The sequence below is a fragment of the Agrococcus sp. Marseille-P2731 genome (assembly GCF_900117395.1).
Classification (GTDB): domain Bacteria; phylum Actinomycetota; class Actinomycetes; order Actinomycetales; family Microbacteriaceae; genus Agrococcus.
On the sequence record NZ_FPEG01000003.1, the window covers coordinates 657,960 to 674,709 of the forward strand.

A 16,750-nucleotide genomic window follows, 5' to 3' on the forward strand; every position below is an offset into this window, starting at 1 on the left:
TACTCTAACGTGAGGGTAGAGTTGGCGGCGACATGAGCGGTGAAGCAGCGAACCACGATCCGATGCAGGTCGATCCGAATGGCTCGACCATGCACATCGGCGAGCTCGCGGAGCGCACGGGGCTGTCGCTGCGGTCACTGCGCCACTGGGACGAGGTCGGCCTCGTGCGTGCCTCGGGTCGCACCGACGGAGGCTTCCGCCTCTACACGGCCGACGACGAGCAGCGCGTGCGCCTCATCATGCGCATGAAGCCGCTCGGCTTCACGCTCGACGAGATGGCAGAGCTCGCTCGCGCGCTGGACGTCTCCCCCACCGACCCGCTCGCCGGCATGCCGGCCGACCGCGCCGACTACTACCGCGCCGAGACGCGTGCCCGCCGCGAGAAGCTCGCGGGCCAGCTCGCGGCGGCCGATGACTTCCTGCGGCGGATCGACCCCAGGGGTGCGTGACCTCGCCCTCTTCTCTGGCCTCAGACGCCTCGCGGCAGTGGATGAGATCTCCTGTCCAATCGAAAGCCGAGCGCCTCGGAACGGTCAGTACCCGAACAGATGCGCGCTCACGATGTCGACTTCTCGACGCGGATCGCCGAAAAAGGCAGAGAGCCGCCGCACGACCGCGGCGTACGGTCGCTCACGGGGCGAACCGTCGGCGCGGAAGTTCACCTGAGGCACGACGAGAAACAGATGATGCGCGTTCTCTGCAAGGTGCGTCTTCCACACGTCTTTCAGGTCGTGGTTGTTGGTCGTGGTGCCCCCGCGCTCGACCTCAACAACAATGCCCCGACTGACGCCCAACGATGCGTAGAAGTCAGCGCGAGGCCGAAGCGTCAGCGCCGGTCCAACTAACACGTTGCTCTCCGGCGTGAACCCGCCCAGCTGCTCAAGGTGCTCTGCGATCAACGCCTGAATTGCCGAGCTCTGCGCCCCGTGTACATGGCCTTCCATCAGCCGCGCAGTGGCTCCCTCAAGGAAGCCCCGGAGAGAAGTCGCGATCCGGTCAACGTCCGCGAGTTCCGACCGCTCGTCGTCATTGACTTGGGTTCGCTCGAAGCGTTGGTAGAGAATCACGTCCGCAGCTTCCCAGCTCCCACATCAGAAACCAAAGTTCCCTCGGGTTGCGGTCGATCCGTCACGCGACGTCACATGCTCGCGCCCGCACCGCATCCGCGAGACACTGTCTGATAGCTCGTCGTCGGCGACGAGCTGCACCAGCCACCATGCAGGGCGTCGGCCGCGCCCGCCTTTGGAGCCCCCATGATCTCGATCGAGCACGTCAGCCGCCGCTTCGGCGACGGCCCAGACGCCGTCGTCGCCCTCGACGACGTCAGCATCGAGGTCGCCAAGGGGCAGATCTTCGGTGTCGTGGGGCAGTCGGGCGCCGGCAAGTCCACGCTGCTGCGCACCGTCAACGCACTCGAGCGGCCCGACAGCGGGCGCGTCACCGTGAACGGCGTCGAGGTCACCGCGCTCGAGGGCAAGGCGCTGCTCAAGGAGCGCCACAAGATCGGCATGGTCTTCCAGCACTTCAACCTGGTCGGCAACCGCACCGTGGCGCAGAACGTCGAGTTCGCGCTCGAGGCCGTCGGCACGCCCCGCCGCGAGCTGCGGCCCAAGGCGCTCGAGATGCTCGACTTCGTCGGGCTCGCGCACCGCGCCGACGACCGCCCCGGCCAGCTCTCCGGCGGCCAGCGCCAGCGCGTCGGCATCGCCCGCGCGCTCGCCTCCGGCCCCGACGTGCTGCTGAGCGACGAGGCCACGAGCGCCCTCGACCCCGAGACGACCCGCTCGATCCTCGAGCTCATCCAGCGCCTCAGCCGCGAGCTCGGCCTCACCGTGCTGCTCATCACCCACGAGATGGATGTCGTCAAGCGCATCTGCGACGCCGCCGCCCTCATGGAGCACGGCCGCGTCATCGAGCAGGGTGCCCTCGACGACCTCATCCGCACGCCCGGCAGCCGCGTCGCCGCCGAGCTCTTCCCGGTCGGCGAGGCCCACTACATCCCGAACCACCGCATCATCGACGTCACCTACACGGGCCTCAGCGCCGACCGCCCCGTCATCGCGCAGCTGAGCCGCGACTTCGGGCTCGACGTCTCGATCCTCGGCGCCGCGCTCGAGACGATCGGAGGCCGCCAGGCCGGCCGCACCCGCCTCGCCGTGCCCGGCGACGCATCCACCGCCCTCAGGGTCATCGACACCCTCACCGCGCAGGGCGTCACCGCCTGGGAGGTCAACGGACGCGAGGTGCACGCATGATCGACGTCAACTCCCCCGACTTCTGGTCAAACCTCTTCGACGTGCTCGCCGAGGGCACGTGGGAGACCATCTACATGGTGGCGATCGCCATGGCCATCACCTTCGTCGTCGGTCTGCCGCTCGGCATCATCCTGGTCGGCACGGAGCAGGGGCGGTTCCTCGAGGCGCCGCTCGGGCAGCGCTGGCTCGGCCGCGTCGTCAACGCCGTGCTCGGCTTCATCGTCAACCTCGGCCGCTCGGTGCCGTTCATCGTGCTGATGATCGCGCTCATCCCCGTCACGCGCTGGCTGCTCGGCTCGTTCATCGGCACCGGACCCGCGATCGTGCCGCTCACGCTCGTCGCCATCCCGTTCTTCGTGCGCGTCGTCGAGATCGCGGTGCGCGAGGTCGACCCGGGCCTGTTCGAGGCGGCCGACTCGCTCGGCGCCTCGCGCTGGCTGCTCGTGCGCCGCGTGCTGCTGCCGCAGGCGTGGCCGGCGATCCTGCTCGGCACCGCCACCACCATCACCTCGATCATCAACTTCTCGGCGATGGTCGGCGTGGTCGGCGGCGGCGGCCTCGGCAACGTCGCCCTCACCTACGGCATGCAGCGCTACAGCGTGCTGCACATCGTCTTCGTCGTCGTCATCCTCTTCGTGCTCGTGCAGGCCATCCAGTGGACGCTCACCTTCGCCGCCAAGCGGCTCGGTGCCGTGCCGAACAAGCGCGGCACGAAGCGTGCGGTGGCGGATGCGCAGGCCAACCTGGATGCGGATCTCACGACCACGCGGTCCACGACCGTGCCGCCGGGCACGCAGTGATCCAGGCCGCATGATGACGCGTCCTCGACACCGCTGACCGCGCCCGCGCTCGCACCGCCCCGCGCATCCGACCCCCACACCACCGAAGGAAGCACCATGACCAGCACTGCCAAGCGTCGCGTCGCGACCACCGTCGTCGCGGGCGTCGCCGCCCTGACCCTCGCCGCCTGCTCGTCGGGCGCGCCCGCCGCCGAGACGCCCGAGGACGGCTCGCTCGGCACGATCCGCGTCGGCGCGCTGCCCGTGCCGGCCGGCGACCTGCTGACCTGGGTCGACGAGAACCTGGCCGAGGAGGCCGGGCTCGACATCGAGTGGGTCGAGTTCACCGACTACAACACGCCGAACCCGGCGCTCACGGACGGCTCGACCGAGGCCAACCTCTTCCAGAACTCGACGTTCATGGAGACCTACAACTCGCAGGCCGGCGGCTCGCTCGTCTCGGCCGGCGAGGTCTACCTGCCGGCGGCCGCCTACTACTCCGAGTCGCTCACCTCGCTCGACGAGCTCGAGGACGGCGCCACGATCGCCATCCCGAACGACCCGACCAACGAGGGCCGCGCGCTCGAGATCCTCGCGGCCGAGGGCCTGATCGAGATCGCCGAGGGCACCACGAACCTCGACGGCATCACCTCGAACCCGCAGAGCTTCGAGTTCACCGAGGTCGAGAACGCCACGCTGCCGCTCGCGATCCCCGACAACGACGCCGTCTTCGTGACCGCATCGTTCGCGCTGCCCGCAGGGCTGACGAGCGACCAGGCGATCCTGATGGAGAGCAACGACTCCAACTACTTCAACATCCTGGCCACGACGCCCGAGCTCGAGAGCGACCCGCGCGTGACGGCGCTGTATGAGCTGCTGACGTCGGAGGAGACGCAGGAGTACATGCTGGAGACGTGGAGCGGACTGATCGTGCCGGTGGAGAACTGACGCACACCCAGGCATCACCGTCGAGGGCCTGCGCCCGAGCCCTCACCGGCTCGAGCGCAGGCCCTCGTCTGGCGCGCGCATCGACGGATGCGGCGGTGCGCGCGTGAGCGCCATCCGCCAGCTCGCGGCCTCGGTGCCGATCCGCACCGCGAGCAGCGGCACGCAGATCGCGATCCCGATCCTCGTCGTCGAGACGACGGGTGATGTGGCCCTCGGCGCAGCGCTCGTCGCCATCGCGCTGCTGCCGGGCATCGTCGCGGCGCCGCTCGTGGGCGCCGTGCTCGACCGCGCCCGGCGGCCGCGCGACTTCATGATGGCCGCGGCCGCGGGCACCGCGGTCGCCTTCGCCATGGCCGCCGCGCTCGATCCGCTGCCGGTCTGGCTGGTCGCCATCGCGCTGGCGATCAGCGGCCTGCTCACGCCCTTCGGCTTCGGCGGGCTCTCGAGCTTCGTCGCGCAGCCGGGCTCTGACGCCCGCCGCGCCTACGCCCTCGACGCCCTCAGCTACAACGTCAGCGGCGTGGCCGGCCCCGCCGCGGTCGCGGTGCTCGCCCCGACGCTCGGCCCGCGCACGGCGCTCGTCGCGATGGCCGCGGTCGCGCTGATCTCGCTCGTCGCCTACCCGCTGCTGGCGATGCCGCCGCGCGAGGGGGAGCGCACTGGCTTGCTGCGATCGATGGCGGCCGGCATCGTCGCGCTCACGACGATTCGCCGCCTCGCGGTCGTCACCACCTCCGGCACCCTCGCCGAGCTGGCCCGCGGCATCATGCCGATCGCCGCCATCGGCATCGCGCTCGCCACCACCGGCGACGCCACCTCCAGCGCCGTGATCGTGACCGCCTTCGCGATCGGTGCCCTGATCGGCGCGGCGATCGAGCCGCTGCGGCGCCAGGTGCTCTCGCCCCAGGCGACGATGCTCATCGGCTTCGCGCTCACGGGATTGGCGACCCTCGCGGCGGCCCTCGACCTCGGCTTCGCCTGGACGGCGGCGCTCGTCGGCCTCTCGGGCCTCTGCACGGCAGCGCCGACCGCGGCGATGCTGCTCCTGCGCCGCACCGAGAGCCCGGATGCGGTGGTCGCCCAGGTCTTCACCGTCGGCTCGGCGCTGCGCACTGCCGCGAGCGCCACCGGCACGGCGATCGCAGGCGCCCTCGCCGGCTTCGAGCCGCTGCTGCTGCTCGCGGGCTCGGGCATCGGCTGGCTCGTCGCCGCCGCGGCCATGCTTGCCTTCGGGCGGCCAGGGCGCTGACCTCGGCGCTGCAGGAACCCGGAAAGCTTCCGTCTCTCCGGTCCTCCGAGTGGATTATCCACGCGGAGGACCGGAGCGAGCGAATCTTTCCGGGAGCCCGCCGGGAAGCGGCGCAGCCGCAGCGCGACGAGGCGGCGCGACGTGCGCCCGCACCGTGACCGCCCGGCCCCCTCCCCACCAGGCGACCGGCCCGATGAGCCCGACCGCTCGGCGGCCGCGAACCCGGTCGACCTCCGCGCCATCCCGGGCGCGGCAGATCGGCCCTGTGCACGGGACCGCATCCGCCATACCGTCGCTGCCATGACGCCCGGCATTCGCACGGGCCTCGCCACGGCCATCCGAGCCCAGCGACAGGAGATCCGATGCTCGACACCACCCCGCAGACGCCCGAGGGCAAGGTGCTGTGGCACTTCGCGACCTCGCTCGACGGCTTCGTCGCAGGCCCAGACCACGAGATGGACTGGATGATCGGAACGAACCGCGACACGCTCATCGACGAGTACGTCGCGACCCTCGGCGCCGTGCTCGGCGGTCGCACCGGATGGGACATGGCTGCCGCGAGCGGCGCCCGCCCCTACGGCGACTGGGAGGGCCCGATCTTCGTGCTCACCCATCATCCCGAGGATGCGGAGCCGGCCGAGGGCGTCACGTTCCTGACGTGCGAGCCGGCCGAGGCGGTGCGCATCACGCGCGACGCGGCGGGCGGCAAGAACGTCGAGGTGCACTCCCCGACCGTCGGCCGGCAGCTGCTCGAGCTGGGCCTCATCGACGAGATCGACCTGCACATCTCGCCGGTGCTCCTCGGCGACGGCATCCGGCTCTACGACAAGCCGGGCTATGCGCCCGTGCACCTCGACCGCGTCGGCGACGACGGCTCGTCCTCCGAGGTGAACGTGCGCTATCGCCTGGCGTCGCGGGCCTGAGCAGCGCAGGGCTCGCCGTACGCCCTCGAGCGCCATAGGATCCCGTCAGATCGGTTCCGATGGAGGAGGCCGCCCATGACGCAACGCAAGCTCGAGCTGCCGGAGGTCGATCTGGTCTACGACGTCCACGGCCCGCTGCCGCCGGCGGGCGGTCTGCCGCCCCTCGTCATGATCGGCCAGCCGATGGATGCGAGCGGGTTCGACGCGCAGGTCAAGCTGTTCGAGGACCGCACGGTCGTGACCTACGACCCACGCGGGATCGGTCGCAGCACGCGCAAGGACGGCGGCGTGACGAACGAGCCCGAGACGCAGGCCGAGGACGTCCACGCGCTCATCGAGGCGCTCGGCGCCGGCGCCGTCGACCTGCTCGCGAGCAGCGGCGGCGCGGTCACTGCCCTCGCGCTCGTGACTGCGCATCCGCATGACGTGGCCACACTCGTCGCGCACGAGCCGCCGATCGACTGCGTGCTGCCGGATGCGGAGGCCGTGCAGCGGGCGCGCGCGTCCTACACGCAGGTCTATGAGGACGAGGGCTGGGGCGCCGGCATGGCCGCGTTCATCGCGATGACCTCGTGGGAGGGCGAGGTCACCGAGGAGCACCTGGCGCAGCCGTGGCCAGACCCCGCCGCGTTCGGCATGCCCACCGAGGACGACGGCGCGCGAGACGACCCGCTGCTCTCGAAGCGATCGTGGGCGGTGTGCCTCTACGAGCCGGACTTCGAGGCGCTGCAGGCGTCGCCGACGCGGATCGTGGTCGCGGTCGGCGAGGAGTCGACGAAGGTCTACACCGGCCGCACCGCCATCGCGCTCGCGGAGCGCCTCGGCCAGCAGGTCACCGTCTTCCCGAGCCACCACGGCGGCTTCATGGGCGGCGAGTTCGGCTACGCGGGCCAGCCAGAGGCCTTCGCCGCGAAGCTGCGCGAGGTGCTCGCGCAGCGGTGAGGGACAGCTGACCGCGCAACCGCGGCGAGCCCGCGACTAGCGGATCTCGCGCCTCGCATACAGCCGAGCGGCGATGGCGACGCCGACCACGATGCCGATGACGCCGATCGCAGCGCAGGCGGCGACGATCCACTCCAGCGGCACGGCGAGGATCGCATCCGTGCTGACGTTGCCGGTGGCCTGCGCGACCCACGCCGCGGCGGCGATCACGAGCGCCGGCGCATAGACGATCAGCCGCCCTCTCGAGTAGCCCACGCGGAAGAGCACCGGCAGCTGCACCGCCATCGCGATGCCCACGAACGCGAACGCGCCCGCAGCGGCTACGATCAGCAGCTCAGGCGCCGGCTCGGTGCCCCGGACCGCCGTGATGCCGAGGGTCGCCGCGAGAGCGACGAGCGCTGCCGCCGCCCCGTAGATCAGGAGGGAGGCCGCTCGACCGACGACGATCGCGCGACGCGAGACCGGCAGCACGCCGTAGAGCGTGTCGAGGCGATCGCGCTCGTCGCCGAGGAACGGCACCGAGAGGACGAGCGAGGTGACGAAGGCGGATGCGACGATCGCCATCCCGGGGATGGGGAGCGCGACGCCGACCACGACGATGAGCGCGAGCGGCAGCAGCGTCTGCGTGCGGAAGCACCACGACAGCAGGTCGAGGCGGGTGAATGCGAGCGTCATGCTGCTGCCTCCTCGTGCGCAGAGAGATGGATGATGATGTCGTCGATGGTGGCCTCGTCGATGACGACCTCCGGCCCGAAGCCGGCCGAGTCGCTCGTGCGGATGAGCGCCGACCACCGGTCGCCGGTCTGCTCTGCGCCGAGGACGCCATCGGGGGCAGCGCCCGAGCCGCGCGCCATCGCGAACTCCTCCTTCGCATCCGGCAGCGGGCCCCGATGGGCGATCCGTCCGCCGACCAGCACGAACAGGTCGTCGGCGAGACCCTCGAGGTCGGCGGTGATGTGCGTGGAGAGCAGCGTCGAGTGCTGCGGGTCGATCATGAACTCCCTGATCACGTCGTTGATCTCGCGCCGTGATGCGGGGTCGAGGCCGCTCGAGGGCTCATCGAGGATGAGGAGCTCGGGTCGCTGCGCCAGCGCGGCGGCCAGGCTGAGCTTCACGCCCTGGCCGCGCGAGAGCTCGCCGACCCGCTGGTCGCGCGGCACCCCGAGGCGAGCGAGCAGCGCGCCGAACGCATCGTGATTCCACTGGGGGTAGAAGGGCGAGAGGCGACGGCCGATCGAGCGCACTCGCCAGTCGGCGGCCGCCGTGGGCAGATCGAGCACGACGCCGATGCGCGCGAGCGCCGCGCGCGCACCGGGCGCCTCGCCGAGCACGGCGATGCGGCCGCTGCTCGACGGCAGCAGCCCGAGGAGCGCCCGGATGATCGTCGTCTTGCCCGCGCCGTTCGGGCCGACGAGACCCACGACGGTGCCCCGCGGGATGGTGAACGTGATGTCGCGGACGTCGAACTGCGGTCGTGCGATGCGCAGATCGGTGACCTGGACCAGCTGGTCAGTCATGCTGCCTCCGTGCCTCGTTCCACGCCTCATCGAGGCGTCGGTGGATGTCGTCGATGGTCATGCGAGCCTCTCTCCCCGTCGTGCAGAGCGACTGCAGCGCTGCCGTGAACCGCTCGTCGAGCCCGCGAGCGGCGACCGAGGGGTCGACCTCGAGCACGACGAAGCCGCGCCCGTGCTCGTTCCTCACGAGCCCGGCGGCCACGAGGTCGTTGTACGCGCGAGTGACGGTGATGACGCTCACCCGCAGGTCTGCCGCGAGCTGCCGCAGCGACGGCAGCGTGGCTCCGGGCGCGACGGCGCCGGACAGGATCGCCGACGTCGCCTGCTGCTTGATCTGCTGATAGATCGGCTCAGCGCTGCTCGTCGAGATCACGATGCGCATCCGCTTCCCCTCACCCTGCCGTCATGCTCGGCACTGACCGATCACTGTACATGAACACCATAACAGTCGCACGTCGGAGGCGCAGGGTGCACGGGCGCGCCGGAGGATTCGGGCGTCAGCGGGCGCACGAGCGCACTATCCACCCGGAGCACCGCACAGAGCGGAATCCTCCGCGCATCCGCCCGCGCGCGGGGCGCTCAGCCCTGTTGACGCCGATGCACGACGAAGAGGGCCCGGCCCGTCGCGAGCGACGAGGCCGGGCCCTCAGCGTGGGCAGTGTCAGCGCCGCAGGAACTCCAGCAGCGCCGCGTTGAAGCCCTCGGCGTGGCTCAGGTTGCAGCCGTGCGGGGCTCCGGGCAGCAGCACGACCTCGCTGCCGGCGACCGCCGCGTGCGTGCGCGCGCCAGACCCCTCGAAGGGCACGATGCCGTCGGCGTCGCCGTGCAGCACGAGCGTCGGCACCGTGATCTGCGCGAGGTCGTCGGTGAAGTCGGTGAGGCCGAAGGACTGCATCGCCTCGAGCGCCGCGAGCTGATCGGACTGGTGGCACAGCGCTATCGAGCGCTGCCGCTCGGACTCGCTGACGAGCACCGTGCCGTCGGCGTTCGCCGAGTAGAAGTCCTTCGTGAACTGGTCGAAGAAGCCGTCGCGGTCAGCGGTCAGCTGCGCCGTCATCTCGGCCGCCTTGCTCGCGGTGAGCGGGCCGTCCGGATTGCCGGGCGTCTGCATCATGTGCGGCGGCACCGCTGCTGCGAACACGACGCTCCGCAGCCGCTCCTGGCCGTGCCGGGCGATGTAGCGCGCGACCTCGCCGCCACCCATCGAGAAGCCGACGAGCGTGACGTCGCGCAGGTCGAGCGCCTCGAGCAGGCCGGCGAGGTCGTCGGCGAGCGTGTCGTAGCCGTAGCCGGTCTTCGGCTTGTCGCTCTGCCCGAACCCGCGCCGGTCGTAGGCGATGGCGCGGTAGCCCCCGGCGGCGAGCGGGCCGAGCTGCGGCTCCCACGACGCGCCGGAGAGCGGCCAACCGTGGATCAGCACCACCGGGCGCCCCTCACCGCGCTCCTCGACGTGCACCTGCACGTCCTTCAGTCCCAGCATCCGCTTGTTGACGGCGATCTCAGTCATGCGTGCCTCCTCGATGATCACCGCCACGCTAATCCGCGCACCTGGCACCGCATCCGGCTGATGCCTAGCCCAGGCACAGCACCCCGGAGCGCGCTCCCAGGCTCAGCAGCGCCGGGCTCACGGCATGGTGTCGGCCGGCACGTCGTGCAGCTCGATCGTCTCCATCACGCTCAGCGCCTCCTGCACCGCAGGGGCATCCTCCAGGTAGGCGCGCGCCTCGTCGGCCGACTCGAGCACGACGGGCGAGGGCTGCTCGCCGTCGTGCAGCATCAGGAAGCCGCGCGCGCGATCCTCGTCGCTCGTCTGGAAGAGCAGCATCGGCGCCCCGTCGTCGCCGAGCATCCCGATGAACACGTAGGGGACGTAGCCGCCGCTCTCCGCGATCCACATCGCGATCGCCGTCACGTCGCCGTCGATCGTCCGCTCCTCGACGATCTCGAACTCGCCCGAGGCCGCGCTCTGCTGCACCGTCATGCCGTCGCGGTAGACCAGCTGCACGCCCGACTCGAGCGTGAAGCGCACGTCGTTGAACCAGCTCGCGCCCTCTGCCGGGTTCTCGGCGCTCGCATCCTCGACACCCGCGCCCGCGGGCAGCTGCACCGTCATGGTGCCCGTCTGCGTCTCGAACGAGGTGGCGGATGCGTCGGCACCCGCAGGCGCCTCACCCTCGTCGGTCGTCGGCGCGGGCTCGGTCGCGGCGGGCTCCGTCGCGGCCGGGTCGGTCGCGACGCCCGACTCGGCCGGCTCACCGGCGCCGCCACAGCCGGTCAGCACGAGCGCCGCGGTCGCGAGCGCCGCCAGCGCCGGAGCGACCCGACGCCGCGCTGAGGCGCGCGCGGCTGTGGCTGCGAACGATCGCGGGATGTCCGTGGGCAGGGTGGGCATGGCGCGACTCCTCGTGTGGGCAACAGGCCCGAGGACGCTACCGCACCCGCCCGGCAGGAGCCCATGCGCGCGCCGCGCTCCCCCGCCCGACGGAGGCGCACCGCGCATCCGCCCGCCTCGGGATGGAGGCGACCGCCGACGCCGCGCGCCTAGGCTCGACGCATGCCTGTGCGCCCCGCTCCTGACGCGAGGTCGACGCGCGCCGACACGCTGCTCGCGATCGCGCTCGCCTTCTCCGGCTGCATCATGGTCGCGCTCAGCACGAGCTTCCAGCCGCTGGAGGCGCCGATCTGGCAGCCGCTGCTCGCGGCGGCCCTGCTGCCGCTGCCGCTGGTGCTGCGGCGACGCTTCCCGCTCGCGGTCGCCGCCTGCCAGATCGCCATCTACATGGTGGCGGGCGAGCTCGGCGTGCTCGAGCTCTATGCCTCGCAGGTGGCGCTGTTCATGGGCTTCTACTCCATCGGCGCCTGGGATCCGAACCGCACGCGCGCGCACTGGGCCCGGGTCGCGATCGCGATCTTCATGGCCGGATGGCTCGCGACCTCCGCGGTGCGCGGGTTCCTCGACCCCGAGACGGGCGAGCGCGGCGTCTCGGCCTACTTCGGTCTGCTCATCATCCAGATCATCGTCAACATCGCCTACTTCGGCGCCGCCTGGGTCTTCGGCGACCGCGCCTGGTCGAGCGCCATCGAGCGCGAGCGCCTCGCCGCGGCGCACGACGAGATCGTGGCGCAGCAGGCGCAGCTGGCCGAGCAGGCGGTCTCGCTCGAGCGGCTGCGCATCGCTCGCGAGCTGCACGACGTGGTCGCGCACCACGTGTCGGCGATGGGCGTGCAGGCCGGGGCGGCCCGCCGCATGCTGGCCGTCGACGCAGACCGGGCGGCGGATGCGCTGCGGCACGTCGAGCAGTCGGCCCGCGACGCGATCGGCGAGCTGCGGGCGCTCGTGGTGACGCTGCGCGCCGACGACGACGGCACCGCGGCGACGCCCGACCTCGAGCGGCTGCCGGAGCTCGTCGAGCAGGCGCGCGCCGCCGGGCAGCGGATCTCCCTCGCCACGATCGGCGAGGCGCGGCGAGTGTCGCCGATGGTGGGGCTGACGGGCTTCCGCGTCGTGCAGGAGGCGCTCACGAACGCCCGCAAGCACGCCGGCCCCATCGCGCAGGTCGACGTGCGCGTGCGCTACCTGCCCGACGAGCTCGAGGTCGAGGTCGCCGACGACGGCCACGGCGGCGGGAGCGGCGAGCAGGGTGCAGGTGCCGGCGTGATGGGGATGCGCGAGCGCGTCTCCGCGCTCGGCGGCACGCTCGACGTGGGGCCGCGGTCGCGCGGCGGCTGGCTCGTGCGGGCGCGGGTGCCGGCGGTCAGCGCGAGCGCCGACGACTAGGGCCGGGCGGCGCGAGCCGGGAGCGGAGGACCACGTGGTGCCACAGCGGATCGAGCGTGACTGCGTCATCGCGGGTGGCGGGCCGGCCGGCATGGTCGCCGGCTACCTGCTCGCGCGCGCCGGCCTGCGCGTGACGGTGCTCGAGAAGCACGACGACTTCTTCCGCGACTTCCGCGGCGACACCATCCACCCCTCGACGATCGGGCTGCTGGGCGAGCTGGGCCTGCGCGAGCGCTTCCTGCAGCTGCCGCTCTCCCGCGTCCGGACGATGGATGCGGTGCTCGACGGGGAGCGCGTTACGATCGCGGACTTCGGCACGCTGCCGGCGCCCGATCGCTTCCTCGTCTTCGCGCCGCAGTGGGACTTCCTGCGCTTCCTCGCGGACGAGGGCGAGGCGCTGCCCGGCTTCGAGCTGCGGCTGGGAGCCCGCGCCGAGGGCCTGATCGTCGAGCGCGGCGCCGTGCGCGGCGTGCGCGTCTCGAGCGCCGACGGGGCCTTGGAGCTGCGTGCCCCGCTGACGATCGCGGCCGACGGGCGCGCATCCGCCCTGCGCACCGACGCGGGGCTGACCCCGAGAGAGCTCGGCGCTCCCATCGACGTGCTGTGGTTCCGCCTGCCGAAGCCCCAGGACCCGCCGCCGGTGACGCTCGGCTACCTCTCGGAGCGCGGCATGGTGCTCACCATCGAGCGCACCGACTCCTACCAAGCCGGGATGGTCATCCGGAAGGGCGCCTTCGAGCAGATCGAGCACGCGGGCCTCGACGCGTTCCGCCGCCGGGTCGCCGGCGCCGCGCCGCACCTGGGGTCGGTGGTCGACGCGCTCGTCGACTGGGAGCAGGTGAAGCTGCTGTCGGTGCAGCTGAACCGCCTCCCTCGCTGGCATCGCCCCGGCTTCATCGCCATCGGCGACGCCGCGCATGCGATGTCGCCGATGTTCGGCGTCGGGGTGAACTACGCGATCCAGGACGCGGTCGCCCTCGTCAACGCCGTCGCCGACGACCTCGCGGCCGGGGCCGTGCCGGAGTCGAGGCTCGCCGCCCTGCAGCGACGGCGGCAGCGCCCGGTGCAGGTCATGCAGCGCGTGCAGCGGATGGGTCACCGGGCGATCACGCGCACACCGCGGGACGGTCGGGTCGCGCCCCGCGCGCTCGTCGTCGGCCTTCGCGTGCTCTCGCCCATCGTGCGGCGGCTGGCGGCGAGGTTCGTCGGCATCGGACTGCTGCCCGAGCACGCCGACGTGCGACCCGCGGCCCAGCGTCGCCGCAGGCTCGGCGGGCCGGGGCGGGATCAGCGGCGCTGAGCGGAGCGATGCCGCTCAGCGCCGCTGCCTGCTCAGCAGCTCGTGTAGCGGAGGGTCGACGTGTAGATCGTCGGCGGGCCGCCCAGCACGAGCACCGACTCGGGCTTCGCGCGCACCAGCGCGGTGCGCACCTCTTCGGGCATGCAGTGGCGCGAGGTCAGCAGCATCGGAGCGTTCTGCGATCCGGCCACGGCGGCGCCGGCGAGCGCATCCGGGAAGTTCTGGCCGCTGACGACGTATGCCGTGCGCACGTCGCCGAAGTCGGCCGCGAGTCGCACCGAGGTCTCGAACCGGTTGCTGCCGCCGTAGCGCACGACCGTGGCTCCCGTGCTGGCGATGCCCGACGCGATGGGCGCGGAGACCGAGGAGCCGTTGCCGACCACGCCCGCCCAGCGCACGCCCAGCCGCTGCAGCGTCGCGCGCGTCGGCGCGTCGAAGCCGCGGCGGTTGTCCACGAGCAGCACCGGGCCGTCGCGGCGCGCGGCAGCAGGCCCCGCGGAGAGCGCGTCCGGGAACCGCAGACCGGTGGCGAAGAAGGCGGAGGAGGCCGAGCGGAAGGCGTACTCGGCGATCATGCGGCTGGTCTCGAATCGGTCCTTGCCTCCGAGGCGCAGCACCGGGTTCGCCGCCGACGTCTGCGCGTCGGGGCTCGCCGGGTCGGCAGCCGTCGCAGCGAGGGTCTCCTGCGACCGCGCCAACTCGCTGGCGGATGTCGGGGCTGAACCCGCCGTCGCCGTCGGAGACGGCTGGGGCGAGGCCGAGGCATCCGGCCCAGCGGGCGCGACTGCTTCCGCCGGGTCGACCTCGGCGGATGCGGTCGGCTCGGCGCTCTCGCTCGGCACCGGTTCGGCGGTGTCCGCAGGCGTCGGCTCCGCTGTCGCGCTGGGCGTCGGCTCCGTCGTGGCGGCGGGCTCGGACGGCTGCTCGGTCGTCTGCTCGACATCGGTCGACGCCGGCAGCTCGTCCACGGTCACCGTCGCACCGGCCAGCGGACCGCGGCTGCCCCAGAGCCCGCGCACGGCAGTCTCGACCGCGGCCGACACCGAGTTGGCATCGCCGACGATCACGACGCGCTGCGGCCGGAGCCGCACGATCTCGTCGAGCACGTGCTTCGGCAGCTCCGCGCGCGGCGTCAGCAGCACCGGGCCGCCCTGGTGCGCAGCCGCGGGCCCGGCGGAGAGCCCGTCGGGGAAGTTCTGGCCGCTCGCGAGGTAGACGACGGGCACCCCGGCGCCGAACTCGCTGCGCGAGACGGCGACAGCCGTGCGGTAGCGGTCGGTTCCGGAGATGCGCTTGGCGGTCGGCAGCTGCACCACCGTCTGGGTCGGGTCGCCGAACCAGTCGCTCCACATGCGCCAGGTGTTGCGGTTGCCGTAGGACGAGCAGCTGTTGCCGGTGCCGTAGAGGTTCGCGAGCGCCGCCGCGTTCGGGCGGTAGGGCGTGTAGTTGTAGAGGCCGGCGGTCGCGGCGTTGCGGATGGTGATGGAGCTGCGGCCGCAGGCCTGGTTCGGGTGCCACCACACCCAGTTCGTCACGCCCGCCCGGTGCGACCAGCGCTCGGGGTGGGCTGCGTAGCGCTGGAACTGCCGGGCGCCGTAGTACACCTGGTAGAAGAATCCGCCGACGCTCGAGTCGCAGGGGGCGGTGTCGGGGCAGCCGAAGCCGGTCGCCGCGGTGTACTGGCGGGTGCTCGGCGCGCGCGAGGTGACGAGCGACTGCTCCTTCTGCAGCAGCACGAGCAGGTAGCGCTGCGAGATGTTGCAGGCCTGGCCGACGCGGGCGATGATGCTCGCCGCCGACTCGCTCGATCGTCCGGCGAGGCCGGCGCAGTAGGCGTCGGCAGGCATCGTCGGCGTGCGCTGGGCGTAGGTGTCGAGGCAGCGGTACCCGGCCGCGCATCCGGGGTGCTTCGCGTCGATGAACGTCTGCACCTGCGTGGCGCTCATGGCGCGACCGTCGTAGAACTGCTGATCCGAGATCAGGTATCCCGGGTCGAAGTCCGCCGCGTTGGCCGCGGAGGCCTGGCCGTCGGAGCCGGTCGACGGGACCACGGTGAGCAGGGCGCCGACGAGCGCGGTGACGACCGCGGCGACGATGAGGCGAGGGCGCGAGCGCATGCTGCAACCTTTGGTTCAGGGTTAGGGCTACCCCAGGCTACGTGCAGCGCGCACCTATGGCGAGCATATGGAAAACATAACGGTGTGATGCTTGAGACCGGCCGGATTCGGGCCGCTCCCGGGCCCGTGGACCGCTGCCTCGCGCGAGTCCGCGGGTAGCGTGACACCGTGACGCGCATCCTCCTGGTGGACGACCAATCCCTCGTCCGGGCCGGCTTCGAGACGATCCTGACGAGCGAACCGGGCTTCGAGGTGGTCGGACAGGCCAAGGACGGCGCCGAGGGCGTCACGCTCGCCGCAGAGCTGCAGCCCGACGTGATCTGCATGGACGTGCAGATGCCCGTGATGGACGGCCTCGAGGCCACTCGCCGCATCACCGCGGGCTCGACGCATCCGGCCGTGCTCATGCTCACGACCTTCGACCGAGAGGACTTCCTGTTCGAGGCGCTCTCGGCCGGCGCCTCCGGCTTCCTGCTGAAGACCGCCGAGCCCGAGCACCTGATCGACGCGGTCCACGCGCTCGCACGCGGCGACGCACTGCTCTCACCAGAGGTCACGCGGCGCGTCATCGAGCGCTTCGCGGCGGCGCCGGCGGCCGCGCCGACCGCCGCCTCCGCTGGTGGTGCCGGCGGAGGCGAATCCGACGCAGCCGCACCTGGCGTCGACGCATCCGGCGTCGACGCATCCGGCACCGCGGTCTCGGCAGCCGTCGCGTCGGCGGCCGACGCGGCCCTCGCCCAGCTCACCGAGCGCGAGCGCGAGACGCTGCTGCTGCTCGCACGCGGCCGCTCGAACGCCGAGATCGCGAAGGAGCTCTTCGTGGGCGAGGCGACCGTCAAGACCCACGTGTCGAACGTGCTGCTGAAGCTCGGCATCCGCGACCGCATCCACGCCGTCATCTGGGCCTACGAGCGGGGCGTCGTCGCGCCGAACGGCTGACGG

General features: G+C 72.0%; 17 protein-coding genes. 10 read left to right on the forward strand and 7 right to left on the reverse strand.

The genetic code is table 11. The features are described from left to right. Positions 1 to 32: 32 nt before the first annotated feature. On the forward strand, positions 33 to 449 hold the full coding sequence (locus BQ6202_RS11250) for a helix-turn-helix domain-containing protein (RefSeq protein ID WP_234946200.1): 417 nt from the start codon (positions 33 to 35) through the stop codon (positions 447 to 449). 84 nt (positions 450 to 533) lie between these two features. Here the strand turns inward: BQ6202_RS11250 and BQ6202_RS11255 are convergent, their stop codons facing one another. Then, complete coding sequence (locus BQ6202_RS11255; protein WP_072314528.1) at positions 534 to 1,067, reverse strand: hypothetical protein; 534 nt, start codon at positions 1,065 to 1,067, stop codon at positions 534 to 536. Positions 1,068 to 1,253: 186 nt separating this feature from the next. On the opposite strand from BQ6202_RS11255, the gene BQ6202_RS11260 reads away from it, so the two are divergent. The 6 genes from BQ6202_RS11260 to BQ6202_RS11285 all read left to right on the forward strand — a co-directional run bounded on the left by BQ6202_RS11260 (position 1,254) and on the right by BQ6202_RS11285 (position 7,096). Next, on the forward strand, positions 1,254 to 2,255 hold the full coding sequence (locus BQ6202_RS11260) for a methionine ABC transporter ATP-binding protein (RefSeq protein ID WP_072314529.1): 1,002 nt from the start codon (positions 1,254 to 1,256) through the stop codon (positions 2,253 to 2,255). Further along, complete coding sequence (locus BQ6202_RS11265; RefSeq protein ID WP_072314530.1) at positions 2,252 to 3,055, forward strand: methionine ABC transporter permease; 804 nt, start codon at positions 2,252 to 2,254, stop codon at positions 3,053 to 3,055. The genes BQ6202_RS11260 and BQ6202_RS11265 overlap by 4 nt, the downstream gene beginning before the upstream one ends. Before the next feature lie 96 nt (positions 3,056 to 3,151). Next, positions 3,152 to 3,982, forward strand: coding sequence for a MetQ/NlpA family ABC transporter substrate-binding protein (locus BQ6202_RS11270; protein WP_072314531.1), 831 nt, complete (start codon positions 3,152 to 3,154; stop codon positions 3,980 to 3,982). Between the two features lie 103 nt (positions 3,983 to 4,085). Beyond that, positions 4,086 to 5,231, forward strand: a complete 1,146-nt coding sequence (locus BQ6202_RS11275; RefSeq protein WP_072314532.1) for an MFS transporter — start codon at positions 4,086 to 4,088, stop codon at positions 5,229 to 5,231. A 362-nt stretch (positions 5,232 to 5,593) separates the two neighbouring features. Beyond that, positions 5,594 to 6,154 carry a dihydrofolate reductase family protein gene (locus BQ6202_RS11280; protein ID WP_072314533.1) on the forward strand — a complete coding sequence of 187 codons (561 nt, stop codon included), beginning with the start codon at positions 5,594 to 5,596 and terminating at the stop codon, positions 6,152 to 6,154. Positions 6,155 to 6,229: 75 nt separating this feature from the next. Continuing rightward, positions 6,230 to 7,096, forward strand: a complete 867-nt coding sequence (locus BQ6202_RS11285) for an alpha/beta fold hydrolase (RefSeq protein WP_072314534.1) — start codon at positions 6,230 to 6,232, stop codon at positions 7,094 to 7,096. 36 nt (positions 7,097 to 7,132) lie between these two features. Here BQ6202_RS11285 and BQ6202_RS11290 read toward each other — a convergent pair whose 3' ends face one another. The 5 genes from BQ6202_RS11290 to BQ6202_RS11310 all read right to left on the reverse strand — a co-directional run bounded on the left by BQ6202_RS11290 (position 7,133) and on the right by BQ6202_RS11310 (position 11,005). Next, a complete protein-coding gene (locus BQ6202_RS11290) occupies positions 7,133 to 7,771 on the reverse strand; it encodes an ABC-2 transporter permease (protein ID WP_072314535.1) in 639 nt (212 codons plus the stop codon). Further along, positions 7,768 to 8,613, reverse strand: coding sequence for an ABC transporter ATP-binding protein (locus BQ6202_RS11295; RefSeq protein ID WP_072314536.1), 846 nt, complete (start codon positions 8,611 to 8,613; stop codon positions 7,768 to 7,770). Before BQ6202_RS11295 ends, BQ6202_RS11290 begins: the two co-directional genes overlap by 4 nt. Then, complete coding sequence (locus BQ6202_RS11300; RefSeq protein WP_072314537.1) at positions 8,606 to 8,995, reverse strand: GntR family transcriptional regulator; 390 nt, start codon at positions 8,993 to 8,995, stop codon at positions 8,606 to 8,608. The genes BQ6202_RS11295 and BQ6202_RS11300 overlap by 8 nt, the downstream gene beginning before the upstream one ends. 279 nt (positions 8,996 to 9,274) lie before the next feature. Then, positions 9,275 to 10,120 (reverse strand): alpha/beta fold hydrolase, encoded by an 846-nt coding sequence (locus BQ6202_RS11305; protein WP_083587343.1) that lies wholly within the window; start codon positions 10,118 to 10,120, stop codon positions 9,275 to 9,277. A gap of 117 nt (positions 10,121 to 10,237) precedes the next feature. Then, the gene (locus BQ6202_RS11310; protein ID WP_072314538.1) at positions 10,238 to 11,005 is read right to left on the reverse strand and encodes a hypothetical protein; all 768 of its coding nucleotides are present in this window, start codon (positions 11,003 to 11,005) and stop codon (positions 10,238 to 10,240) included. 162 nt (positions 11,006 to 11,167) lie between these two features. Here BQ6202_RS11310 and BQ6202_RS11315 point away from each other — a divergent pair, with 162 nt between their 5' ends. Then, entirely contained in the window at positions 11,168 to 12,391 is a 1,224-nt protein-coding gene (locus BQ6202_RS11315; protein WP_072314539.1) for a sensor histidine kinase, read from the forward strand. Between the two features lie 37 nt (positions 12,392 to 12,428). Next, positions 12,429 to 13,691, forward strand: a complete 1,263-nt coding sequence (locus tag BQ6202_RS11320; RefSeq protein WP_159433643.1) for an FAD-dependent oxidoreductase — start codon at positions 12,429 to 12,431, stop codon at positions 13,689 to 13,691. Positions 13,692 to 13,723: 32 nt separating this feature from the next. Here BQ6202_RS11320 and BQ6202_RS11325 read toward each other — a convergent pair whose 3' ends face one another. Beyond that, complete coding sequence (locus tag BQ6202_RS11325; RefSeq protein WP_072314541.1) at positions 13,724 to 15,808, reverse strand: cell wall-binding repeat-containing protein; 2,085 nt, start codon at positions 15,806 to 15,808, stop codon at positions 13,724 to 13,726. A gap of 168 nt (positions 15,809 to 15,976) precedes the next feature. On the opposite strand from BQ6202_RS11325, the gene BQ6202_RS11330 reads away from it, so the two are divergent. Beyond that, a complete protein-coding gene (locus BQ6202_RS11330; RefSeq protein ID WP_072314542.1) occupies positions 15,977 to 16,747 on the forward strand; it encodes a response regulator in 771 nt (256 codons plus the stop codon). Positions 16,748 to 16,750 lie beyond the last annotated feature (3 nt).